Origin of the sequence: Timonella sp. A28, assembly GCF_051200815.1 — a bacterium.
In the GTDB taxonomy this organism is placed as follows: domain Bacteria; phylum Actinomycetota; class Actinomycetes; order Actinomycetales; family Cellulomonadaceae; genus Timonella.
On sequence record NZ_CP195159.1, the window covers coordinates 2,554,462 to 2,566,170 of the forward strand.

Below are 11,709 nucleotides of genomic sequence, written 5' to 3' on the forward strand. Positions count from 1 at the left end.
CCGTTTCGTAGTTACGGGCATGGTGAGTGTTTCGTTCTTACCTGTCATGCATGTGCGGGCATGCAGAGCGCACGAGTTTATGTGTGCAGTCCGCATTCTGTTTTGTCGAGTCCTGCCCAACGTCCACTTCGAGGGTCTTCTCCCGGAGCAACCTTTTTAGTGCAGGGAAGGCACCCGATTGAGGGGTAGCCTTGGTTGAGCAGCGGATTGATAACAACGTTGTAGGCTGCCGCGTATCCGAGGAGTTCTTCAAAACTCCAGGCTGCGAGTGGATTAATTTTGACGAGTCCGTTTTTTTCGTCAAACGTCACTAGTGGCGTTTCCGTGCGGGTTGGGGCTTCGTCTCTACGCACCCCGGTAAACCACACTTCATACTGCGACAACGCATCCGTTAACGGCTGGACTTTTCGCATGGCGCAGCATTGGGCGGGGTTCCGTGACCACAGGTCTTTCCCATAGAGAGCGTCTTGTTCGGCGACACTGTGTGGTGAACTAACGTCCACAATGGTTACGTCCATGGTGGTGCTTACCGCATCACGCGTTCCGATAGTTTCAGGAAAGTGGTAACCAGTCTCCAAAAAGAGCACGTCAACCCACGGCAGTTGCTGCGCGACAACATGCGGCAACACAGCATCAGCCATTGAGCACGCAACGGTGCTGCGATACCCAAAGGTGTCGGCAGCCCACGCGATCACCTCGTCGAATGATGCTTCGTCTGCTGCTCCAATCCCTGAACCTGAGAAGCGTGCAGCACCTTCTTCAGCAAGAGCGCGAAGCTCATCAACGCTTCGCTTTGGGCGCTCCCAATCTTGCGCTCGTTGCGGCGCATGACGTTCACGAGAAGCAGCCCGTTCTTGTTCTCGTTTGAGGGCTTCAGCACGAGCCTGTTCCAAAGCGGTCATGTGAGGTCCTCTTCGTTGGCGCGGTGCGCCCATTGCGCAAAGCTTTTCGTTACCTTCACGTTTTTCCTCAAAAGTACGAACAACCCGCTCAACATAGTCTGGAATACCTGTGGCTGTGACTTTTAAACCACGGATTGTGCGGCCCAAACCAGCATCTTCACGTGAATCACTAGCAAGACCACCACCAAGGTGAACTTGGAACCCAGGTACTTGTTCGCCGTTGTCATCCATGACGAGCTGCCCCTTCAAACCAATATCTGCGGTTTGAATACGTGCGCACGAGTTTGGGCAGCCATTGACGTGCAAGCGAATGGCACCCAACGGTTCAATATGTGGCAGCCGTTTTTCGAGTTCTTTGATTGCAGACGTAGCAGTGTCTTTCGTGTCAACAATCGCCAACTTGCAGTATTCGATTCCAGTGCAGGCAATAGTGTTACGTCGGAACGGGCTAGGGCGAGGATCGAGACCAATACGAGCTAACTGGTCAGCAACGTCTTCTACCTTTTCTGCCGGAATATCAAGTAGCAAAAGTTTTTGGTGTGGCGTCAAACGGATTCGCTGTGAACCCGCGGCTTCAGCAATATCTGCAACTTGACTCAAAATTGTGCCGGATACTCGTCCCACAAATGGTGCTACACCGATGTAGAACTTTCCGTCCTTCTGCTCGTGAATACCGACATGATCGCCCGGGTTTTTGGGCTGAGTTGCAGCAGGTCCGTCAGCAAGTGTGTAACCGAGATATTCGGTTTCGAGAACTTCTCTAAACTTTTCTGGACCCCAATCGGCAACAAGGAACTTCAACCGTGCCCTGTTGCGAAGTCGGCGGTATCCGTAATCACGGAAGATTTGGATAACTCCATGCCACACTGCCAAAACCTGATCTGGGGTAACAAACGTTCCCAGTCGCTTCGCCAAGTGAGCGTTTGCCGATAGGCCACCTCCCACCCACACGTCATAGCCGATACCAAGCGTTGGATGCTCTAACGCAACAAAAGCAATGTCGTTGATTTCGTGAACAACATCTTGGCTTGGGTGCCCAGTGATCGCTGTTTTAAATTTTCGGGGTAGGTTAGCGAGTTCAGGGTCGCCCACATATGTTTCGGTGATTTGGTTAATCTGCTCAGTGGGGTCAATAAGTTCATCTTTTGCAATGCCAGCAACTGGAGATCCAAGCACGACACGTGGAACGTCTCCACACGCTTCAGTGGTGTGCATGCCGTTGCTTTCAAGGGCCTCCCAAATGGCAGGCACATCAACGACATCAATCCAGTGATATTGGATGTTTTGACGATCTGTAATATCTGCGGTGTCTCGCGCATATTTCGTCGAGACTTCACCAAGTACCCGCAACTGCTGTGCACTAAGCGTTCCACCATCAAGGCGTACCCGCATCATGAAGTATTTGTCTTCAAGTTCATGCGGTTCTAGCTGGGCTGTGCGGCCTCCGTCAATTCCAGGTTTGCGTTGTGTGTATAACCCCCACCAGCGAAACCTGCCGTGGAGGTCTTCGCTTGGAATCGAGTCGAACCCATCTCGCGCATAGATTGTTTCGATGCGCTCGCGGACGTTGAGTCCGTTGTCTGCTTGTTTGAGTTCTTCGTTTGCGTTGAGTGGGGTAGTGCCGTCTATTTTCCATTGCCCGTTTGGTTTTTTTGCACGTGCTGGTCGTGCAGGGCGTTCTGCTGGAGCGACGGGTTTATCGCTGTTTTTGGCGGGGGGAAGGTTTGTTTGCGCAGTCATCTAGGCTGTCCTTGTAGTTGGCGTGGTGCCTAGATCAGGGCGTAAAAATGCGATGTGTGGCAGGTCTGATCTTGCGCACCAATGAACTCGGGTACCCCGAAGGGCTGGTTCTGGTTGAGAATCAACAACAGCAACACGTGTGTGATGGCATGGGAACGTGCGCATAGGTCGCTGCGTGTGCGACGCGCTGGGTGTTCCGTGCCTGAGTCATGGTGCCACGCTACGCGCTGTTAAGCGTGGTGTCGATAACGTCCGAATCGTGGAATTAACCACTGTTAAACATCTTGTCATGGTTTTAACCGGGGTTAACGTCTTGTAACTTTCCATAAACGTGTAGAGCGACTAAGCCTAGGGTTTTAAGGCTGTTTTTCTTGTGTGACTGAACTTACTGACGATGTGTCGTAAACCTTCTGGCAAAGAATTGCTGCACTCCCTAGGATTGCTGGTATGGACATTCTTTACGTAGCGGTTCTGTTTCTTCACTTTGTAAGTTGGGCACTCATCCTTGGTGGATGGCTAGCCACAATTCGCACCCCTGGGCTCTATGCAGGAATCCCGCACGCAGCTCTCACCGCGCTGGTTACCGGTGTTCTTCTCGTAGGTATTGCAGAAATGCAAGACTTGACTGTTAACCACATGAAGATCGGAGTGAAACTCCTGATCACCGTCATCATCGTGGTTCTTGCTTTCGTCGCAAAGAAGAAGGCCGACCAAGCGTCACCCCCACTCATCAACACCATTGGTGCGTTGACCGTACTGAACATTGCACTTGCCTTGTTCTGGACTGGCGGCAAGCACTTCATTTAAAGTCTTCGCTGATCACTGCTTTACTGCGTACGCTAGAGGCATGATTTTTCCGCAAGACCTCATCATCGCTCTTGTCATCTTTGTTGGACTCATTGGCACGATTATTCAGATCCTGCCTGGCTCCCTCATCGTGGCAGGAGCGATCTTTGTGTGGGCGCTACTTACCGGTGGCACCACGGCATGGGTTATATGTGTGTTGAGTTTCCTCGTTATCGCAGCAGGTGCCGTCATTAAATACGTTCTTGCGGGTAGCCACATGAAACGGTCACGGCTGCGTAATTCATCAATAATTGTTGGTCTTGTCGCTGGCGCCATCCTATTTTTTGTTATCCCTGTTATCGGGTTACCTATAGGTTTTGTTCTTGGTGTTTTCCTCAGTGAATACCTGCACACGCAAGATTTCACTGCGGCGAAAGCCTCCACAATAGTGGCGTTAAAAGCCACGGGCATCACAATCCTCGTTGAGCTCGGAGCAGCACTCATCGCGACAGGACTGTGGATCGTCGGATTAGTAATGACCTAGTTCGTAAAGAACACAATCCTAGACACCCACAACACGCTAGCGAACCGATAGGCTATGAGGGCTATGGATTCATTGTTTGGTAACTTACCCACGTTCGGTTCGGCAACAGAATACGAAGTTGCACCTTTAAGCGTTGAGCCTGATCTCACGAACACACACGAGATCTCTGAGGCCCACTTACTTGAAGGGCTTAACCCTCAACAACGTGATGCCGTGGTGCACGCTGGCAGCCCATTACTGATTGTTGCTGGTGCAGGTTCAGGTAAAACCCGAGTGTTGACGCATCGAATTGGTTATCTCCTCGCAACTGGTAGGGCGTGGCCAAGCCAAATCCTTGCGATCACTTTTACCAATAAAGCGGCAGCAGAAATGCGTGAACGTATTTCTGCGTTGATTGGGCCGCAAGCGGAACGCATCTGGGTGTCCACCTTCCACTCAACGTGTGTGCGTATTTTGCGTCGTGAAGCTGAAGCCGTTGGGCTGAAAAAAACTTTTTCCATATACGACTCCGCCGATACACAACGACTTATTACGCTGATCTTGCGTGAGCTAGACATCGACCCTAAAAAATTCACGGCTAAGACATTTTCCCACCGTATTTCTGGGCTCAAAGACGAGATGATCACCGCCCAAGAGTTTGAGATGCGCGGCGGAAAAAGCGAATTTGATCAGATACTGTCTGATGTTTACTCTCGTTACCAGCAAAAACTGAGGGCAGCGAACGCTGTCGACTTCGACGACCTCATCGTAAAGACAGTCGAATTGCTTCAGACTGCTCCTGCCGTCGCTGAACATTACAGACGCAAGTTCAGGCACATCTTGGTAGATGAGTACCAAGACACAAACCATGCACAATACACCCTTGTTAAAGAACTAACTGGGCATCCAACGAGTGAGTTCCCGCCAGGTGAACTGACTGTTGTGGGAGACTCTGACCAGTCCATTTACGCGTTTCGTGGTGCAACAATTCGAAACATTCTCGAATTTGAGAAGGACTACCCGAACGCGACCTCTATTTTGCTGGAACAGAACTATCGTTCTACCCAAAATATTTTGACTGCTGCAAATGCTGTGATCTCCAAAAATCAAGACCGTCGCCCTAAACGATTGTGGACAGCTGCAGGTGACGGCCCCAAAATCATTGGATACGTTGGCGATAATGAGCATGAAGAAGCGCGGTTCGTCGCACAGCAAATCGACAAACTTTCTGATGAGCAGGGTGTTCGGCCAGGCGACATAGCGATTTTTTATCGCACAAATAATCAATCGCGTGCAATTGAAGAAGTTCTTATTCGGGTTGGTCTGCCATACAAAGTTGTGGGTGGTACGCGATTCTACGAACGTAAAGAAATCAAAGATGCGATTGCGTATCTGCACGCAATCAATAACCCTGACGATGATGTAAACCTTCGTCGTATTTTCAACGTTCCTAAACGCGGCTTGGGTGATCGTGCTGAAGCTTTGATTGCATCGACAGCGACCGCGCACAACACGAGTTTCGACCAAGCATTACAGAACGCCGAAACAATTGCGGGTATGACCGCGCGCACGCTTAACCCGTTACGTACATTCCGCGATTTATTGCAGGAATTGCGGGCTACTGCGGCAGCCGGTGCAGGGCCAGCGGAAGTTCTAGGCGATGTCTTAGATAAGACGGGGTATCTTGTTCAATTACGAACAAGTGACGACCCACAAGATCAAACCCGCGTGGACAACCTAGCGGAACTGCACGCTGTTGCAAGCGAATTCGAACGGGACAACCCGGAAGGCACGTTGTCTGATTTCCTCGAGCGGGTCTCGCTTGTTGCTGATTCTGATCAGATTCCTTCAAGTGATGATGCTGGACACGAATCGGCTCCAAAAGTTGACCCCGGCGTTATTACGTTGATGACGTTACACACCGCCAAAGGGCTCGAATTTCCTGTCGTGTTCTTGACTGGAATGGAAGACGGCACCTTCCCTCACATGCGTGCGCTTCATGACAAGTCAGAACTCGCTGAAGAACGCAGGCTCGCATATGTGGGAATCACTCGTGCTCGCGAGCGTTTGTACATTACTCGTGCGTCAACTCGTTCTGCGTGGGGCACCCCTAATCATTTCCCTGCAAGCAGGTTCCTTGATGAAATCCCAGAACAATTATGGGACTGGTTGCGTAAGCAATCGAGTGCGGAATCAGCACGTTCTCGCTACGGCTCATCATCAGGTTATGGACAGTCTTCATATGGTGGCGATCGCTCCCAACGAAGCCAAAACTGGGATGATGATTTTGGTGCGCCAATTGGTGGGCGCCGCTCGGAAACTCCAGCGTGGAAAAAATCGAGTGCAGCGCATGCCGAAGAAAAAATCCCCATGTTTAATAACCCAAAGGCTAAGAAAGAGTCAGACATTCCTGCCTTGGCACCTGGAGATAAGGTCACCCACGACCAATTTGGCTTAGGCACTGTTTTGCAGATTGAAGGCACGGGAGCGAAAACCATCGCAAAAGTTGATTTTGGTGGAGAGTCGCCAAAGCGCCTGTTGTTAAGATTTGCGCCGTTAACCAAACTATAAGCGAGGCAGTGGTGTTTCATCTTTTGGGCGTGCATGGCTGCGAACAGTTTGACTTTACTGATTGAGGTAGAGAAACTTCGCCTTTGGGTATTGACTAGGTAAATTTCTGTGGCTGAGTGCGTCATTTTGAACAAAATCGCTGCAAAGTGTGGCTCAAACAACAAACATGAGTGTGACGTAGGGCCCGTTCTCCGGTTAGTCTTTAAGAAAATGTCTCGATGTCGAGATATTTATTTTCCGGTCGATGGAAGGACTCAGCAGGGTGGACCTGTTCGAATACCAAGCTCGCGACATCTTTGAGAAGCACGGCGTGCCTGTACTGGGCGGCGTTGTTGCCACTACTCCACAAGAAGCACGCGATGGCGCAGAAAAACTAGGCGGCGGAACTGTCGTAGTTAAAGCTCAAGTGAAGACTGGAGGACGCGGTAAAGCTGGCGGCGTAAAACTTGCGCACTCGCCAGCTGAAGCTGAAGAAAAAGCTCGCGAAATCCTTGGTATGGATATCAAGGGCCACACGGTGCACCGCGTAATGATCGCGGCTGGCGCTAAGATCGCGCAAGAGTTTTACTTCTCCGTGTTACTAGACCGTGCAAACCGTTCTTACCTTGCGATGGCAAGCGTCGAAGGCGGTATGGAGATTGAACAACTTGCAGTAGAGCGCCCTGAAGCTCTCGCTAAAGTTGAGGTCAACCCAACTGTCGGTATCGACGAGGCGAAAGCTCGAGAAATCGCTGACGCAGCTGGATTTTCTGAAGAGATTAAAGAGCAAATCGTTGCTGCATTCCAGAAACTATGGACTGTGTACGTCCAAGAAGATGCAACCCTCGTTGAGGTTAACCCTCTTGTGCTGACTGAAGAAGGCCAGATCGTCGCGCTTGACGGAAAAGTTTCGCTCGACGAAAACGCTTCATTCCGTCACGCTGACCACGAAGCCCTCGAAGACAAAGACGCTGCAGACCCACTTGAGGCTAAAGCAAAGGCCAACGACCTTAACTACGTCAAACTTGACGGACAGGTCGGAATCATCGGTAACGGTGCTGGTCTTGTAATGAGCACACTTGATGTGGTCGCATACGCGGGGGAGAACCACGGCGGAGTAAAACCTGCTAACTTCCTCGACATCGGTGGCGGCGCGTCTGCTTCAGTTATGGCAGCAGGACTCGACGTCATTTTGAATGACCCTCAAGTGAAATCCGTATTCGTGAACGTATTCGGTGGAATCACCGCATGCGACGAGGTTGCGAATGGAATCGTTAAGGCGCTAGAAATCCTTGGTGACAGCGCAACTAAGCCACTGGTTGTGCGCCTTGACGGAAACAATGTGGAAGAGGGGCGCGCGATTTTGAACGCAGCAAACCACCCACTCGTAACTTTGGCTGAGACGATGGACGGTGGAGCCGACAAGGCCGCCGAACTCGCACACGCCTGATACTGACAAGCGAGAAGAGGAAGAAAAATGGCAATCTTCATTAACGAAGATTCGAAGGTCATCGTTCAAGGTATGACCGGTTCAGAAGGCCAGAAGCACACCACTCGCATGCTGGCTTCAGGTACCAACATCGTTGGTGGTGTAAACCCGCGTAAGGCTGGCACCACTGTTGAATTTCCTAAAGGCGATGCAACGGTCGAGGTGCCAGTGTTCGGCACTGTCGCTGAAGCTATGGAAGCAACGGGTGCTAACGTCTCGGTAATTTTTGTGCCGCCTGCATTCACAAAGTCTGCTGTGGTAGAGGCAATTGAGGCAGCGATGCCTTTGACCGTCATCATCACTGAGGGCGTACCAGTGGCAGACACCGCAGAGTTCTACACGCTGGCTGCTGAAAAGGGCGTTCGCCTGATCGGCCCTAACTGCCCAGGCATTATCTCCCCTGGAAAATCCAATGTGGGTATCATCCCAGCAGACATCACTGGTGCGGGAAAGATCGGACTTGTTTCTAAGTCGGGCACACTCACATACCAGATGATGTATGAACTCCGTGATTTCGGATTCTCAACTGCTATCGGTATCGGTGGAGACCCAATCATTGGAACCACACACATTGATGCGCTTGCTGCTTTTGAAGCGGATCCAGAGACCGAAGCAATTGTCATGATTGGTGAGATCGGTGGCGATGCAGAAGAGCGTGCTGCCGCATTCATCAAGGAGAACGTAACAAAACCAGTAGTTGGTTATGTTGCAGGATTCACTGCTCCTGAGGGCAAGACTATGGGGCACGCAGGTGCGATTGTTTCTGGGTCTTCAGGAACAGCTGCTGCTAAGAAAGAAGCTCTTGAAGCCGCAGGCGTTAAAGTTGGAAAAACTCCATCAGAAACCGCTGAACTGATGCGTCAGATTCTTTCTGCATAGTTTTCTTCATACATATGTGGGGGGCGAACCGTTATACGGTTCGCCCCCCACTTTGTTGTAACTACAGTTGAGCGGATGCGTGCCAAATCCGGTCAAGATAATCGTTGATAGACCGATCAGAGGAAAAGAAACCACAACGCGCAACATTGAGGATCGCAGATTTTGTCCATGCGTCTGCATCCCGATATCTGTTTTCTACAGCCTGCTGGGCGGACATATATGATTCAAAGTCGGCGAGTGCCATGAACCTGTCGCTCTCAAGCCAATCAGAGATAACAGGTTCAAATGTGCTGCGATCTCCATTGGAGAATGTCCCCGCAGCGATGAGGTCGATTGCGAGTTTCAGGTTTTCTTGTGATTCGTAGTAACTCGATGGGTGATAACCGGACTGTAAACGGTTATGAACTTCGGGCTCCGTCATACCGAAAAGGAAGAAGTTTTCGTCGCCTACAAGTTGGTGTATTTCTACGTTGGCGCCGTCTAGTGTGCCGATGGTGAGTGCACCATTGAGCGCAAACTTCATGTTTCCTGTTCCTGAGGCTTCTTTTCCAGCTAGTGAAATTTGTTCCGACAGGTCAGCTGCAGGTATCAGCTTTTCGGCGAGAGTAACGTTGTAGTTCGCTGGGAAAGCAATGGTGAGGCGGCCTTTAAGCTCTGGAGCTGTGTTGACTTTTGCTGCCACAGCGTTAATGAGTGCAATAGTGTTTTTGGCCATGCGGTAGCCGGGCGCTGCTTTTGCACCAAACATGATGACTCTGGGTTCAATGTCTTCAGCGTCAAGTTTTCCAGCAAGCACTTGTGCGTAGAGGGATACGACGTGCAGTAGTTTGAGCGATTGACGTTTGTATTCGTGGAGACGTTTCACCATGACGTCATACATGGCATTTTCGGGAAGAAGGATTCCGTCCCGGTGCTTCAGAATGTGCGCGATACGTTCTTTGTTGTGCGCTTTGACTGCAGCAAATTGGGTACGAAACTCTGGGTCTTCTGCGAGTTCTTCTAATCCTGTGAGGAGCGTGAGGTCTTTAACCCAGCCGCTGCCTACCGCATCGTCAAGTAAGTCTGCGAGGGCAGGGTTCGCAAGTTTGATGAATCTGCGTGGGGTGATCCCGTTGGTGACGTTCGTAAATTTATGTGGCCAGTATGACGAGAAATCCTTGAGAACGCTGTCTTTGAGGAGCTGAGAATGTAGTTCAGCGACTCCATTGATCCGGTTTGCGCCTATGGTGGCGAGGTTTGCCATGCGTATCGCACGAACAGGATGTTCCTGAATGATGGACATGGACCGTACGAGTTCGTCATTGTTTGTTGTTTGACGTAGCTCGTTGAGGAATTGTTCGTTGATTCCGTAAATGATTTCAAGGTGGCGTGGCAGGAGACGCTCAAATAATTCGACAGGCCACAGTTCAAGCGCTTCGGGCAATAGCGTGTGGCAGGTGTAGTTGAAAATTTGTTGGGTGAGTTCCCATGCTTCATTCCAGCTGAGCGCATGTTCGTCGACGAGTAACCGCATGAATTCTGGGATTGCGATAACTGGATGTGTGTCATTCAGTTGGATGGTTACGTGTTGCGGCAGTTCCTGGTAGGTGATTCCGCGAGTCAAATGCGAGTTGAGTAGGTCTTGCAGTGAAGCGGCAACAAAAAAGTATTGTTGTTGTAGTCGCAGTTCTTTGCCCTGAGGCGTTGAATCTTCTGGGTATAAAACGTTGGAAATGTTTTCTGCTGCAGTTCGTGCTTTTACAGCGTTTTCGAAGTCTCCAGAATTAAAGATGCGCAGGTTGAATTCGTCAGTTGCTCGTGCGCTCCACAGCCGCAGGGTATTGACGGTAGTGGTGTCGTAGCCTGGCACGAGGTAGTCACAGGGAACAGCTTGCACCTGCCATTCTGGTTCCCATATGCGTTGAGTGCCGCTTGGGTCATTATGTACAGTGCCACCAAAACCAACGTGTAGAGCCCGATCGGAATGCTGGGTTTCCCAAGGTATTCCGTGTGTTGTCCACGTATCGGGTTGTTCGTTTTGCTCTCCGTCAACGAAAATTTGTCGAAAAATTCCGTAGTTGTATCGGATGCCGTAGCCGATGGCGGAGATGTCGAGTGTTGCGAGGGAGTCAATAAAGCAAGCAGCAAGTCGCCCTAAACCGCCGTTGCCAAGCCCCGGTTCTATTTCTGTTGCGATGACCTCGTCAATGTTTATGTTGAGGGAGTCGAGCGCAGCCTTGGCAGTGCGTGTGAGCTGTGTTGCTAAGAGGGCGTTTTCTGTTTGTGGGCCTAAGAGATATTCGGCAGATAAATAGACAACAGTTTTTGTTTGCGTTTCAGCGTGACGCGCGGAGGTGTGTTGCCATCTCTCAATGAGTGGCCGTTTTAAGGTGCGTACAAGAGCAGTGTATTTATCGGTCATTGAGGCGTTTTCGAGTGTTACCCCGCGATCGTAGGTGAGCTCGTTAAGGAAGATGTTCCTGAAGGTGGTTACATCCATAGCTGTCCCTCATGTCTTTTGGGCGGTGTTTTCTGTGGCCTGTACTGCTTGTTGTGTGATCGTATCGCGCCTTAATGGCGTGGTTCTGAATCTAATAGCCCACTAGGCCATTTATTCATTTCTTGTTGTGTTTGGGGTCACGTGTTTGGCGGTGGCGGTGGGGTGTGCGGTGTGTGTATTGTTAACGAGTCCTCGCAAGTGGTGAGTGTCGAAATACCGGTTGATAGCGATTTTGTTTCGCGGTTGATGATCGTGTAGAGTAGTTACTCGTTCCGCTGAGCGGGACGAAATCTTCTCAGTCTTTTCTGAATCATTTCACTTATCTGGTTGGCCTTCGGGTTTGACTGGTTTGTGTGGGTCT

The 11,709-nt window shown here is 50.6% G+C and carries 7 protein-coding genes and 1 pseudogene; 5 read left to right on the forward strand and 3 right to left on the reverse strand.

Features of this window, described 5'->3' with window-relative positions; all coding sequences use genetic code 11:
* Positions 1-77 precede the first annotated feature (77 nt).
* Both ACR9EC_RS12150 and ACR9EC_RS12155 read right to left on the reverse strand, forming a co-directional pair.
* Positions 78-902: a phosphoadenylyl-sulfate reductase gene (locus ACR9EC_RS12150; protein ID WP_435299474.1), complete on the reverse strand. Its 825-nt coding sequence runs from the start codon at positions 900-902 to the stop codon at positions 78-80.
* Positions 899-2,642, reverse strand: a pseudogene (locus tag ACR9EC_RS12155) (nitrite/sulfite reductase). Before ACR9EC_RS12155 ends, ACR9EC_RS12150 begins: the two are co-directional and overlap by 4 nt.
* Before the next feature lie 447 nt (positions 2,643-3,089).
* Between ACR9EC_RS12155 and ACR9EC_RS12160 the strand changes: the two are divergent.
* The 5 genes from ACR9EC_RS12160 to sucD all read left to right on the forward strand — a co-directional run bounded on the left by ACR9EC_RS12160 (position 3,090) and on the right by sucD (position 8,869).
* Positions 3,090-3,449 carry a hypothetical protein gene (locus ACR9EC_RS12160; protein WP_435299475.1) on the forward strand — a complete coding sequence of 120 codons (360 nt, stop codon included), beginning with the start codon at positions 3,090-3,092 and terminating at the stop codon, positions 3,447-3,449.
* A gap of 40 nt (positions 3,450-3,489) precedes the next feature.
* A complete protein-coding gene (locus tag ACR9EC_RS12165) occupies positions 3,490-3,972 on the forward strand; it encodes a DUF456 domain-containing protein (protein WP_435299476.1) in 483 nt (160 codons plus the stop codon).
* Between the two features lie 63 nt (positions 3,973-4,035).
* Complete coding sequence (pcrA, locus tag ACR9EC_RS12170) at positions 4,036-6,522, forward strand: DNA helicase PcrA (RefSeq protein ID WP_435299477.1); 2,487 nt, start codon at positions 4,036-4,038, stop codon at positions 6,520-6,522.
* Between the two features lie 262 nt (positions 6,523-6,784).
* Positions 6,785-7,951 carry an ADP-forming succinate--CoA ligase subunit beta gene (gene sucC, locus ACR9EC_RS12175; protein WP_435299478.1) on the forward strand — a complete coding sequence of 389 codons (1,167 nt, stop codon included), beginning with the start codon at positions 6,785-6,787 and terminating at the stop codon, positions 7,949-7,951.
* Between the two features lie 27 nt (positions 7,952-7,978).
* Positions 7,979-8,869, forward strand: a complete 891-nt coding sequence (sucD, locus tag ACR9EC_RS12180) for a succinate--CoA ligase subunit alpha (protein ID WP_435299479.1) — start codon at positions 7,979-7,981, stop codon at positions 8,867-8,869.
* A gap of 61 nt (positions 8,870-8,930) precedes the next feature.
* On the opposite strand, the gene ACR9EC_RS12185 is transcribed toward sucD, so the two are convergent.
* A complete protein-coding gene (locus ACR9EC_RS12185; protein ID WP_435299480.1) occupies positions 8,931-11,348 on the reverse strand; it encodes a glycogen/starch/alpha-glucan phosphorylase in 2,418 nt (805 codons plus the stop codon).
* Positions 11,349-11,709 lie beyond the last annotated feature (361 nt).

Coding starts and splice junctions, on each gene's coding strand:
- sucD (WP_435299479.1), top strand. CDS start 7,979: ATGGCAATCTTCATTAACGAAGATTCGAAGGTCATCGTTCAAGGTATG.
- ACR9EC_RS12150 (WP_435299474.1), bottom strand. CDS start 902: ATGACCGCTTTGGAACAGGCTCGTGCTGAAGCCCTCAAACGAGAACAA.
- ACR9EC_RS12165 (WP_435299476.1), top strand. CDS start 3,490: ATGATTTTTCCGCAAGACCTCATCATCGCTCTTGTCATCTTTGTTGGA.
- pcrA (WP_435299477.1), top strand. CDS start 4,036: ATGGATTCATTGTTTGGTAACTTACCCACGTTCGGTTCGGCAACAGAA.
- ACR9EC_RS12160 (WP_435299475.1), top strand. CDS start 3,090: ATGGACATTCTTTACGTAGCGGTTCTGTTTCTTCACTTTGTAAGTTGG.
- ACR9EC_RS12185 (WP_435299480.1), bottom strand. CDS start 11,348: ATGGATGTAACCACCTTCAGGAACATCTTCCTTAACGAGCTCACCTAC.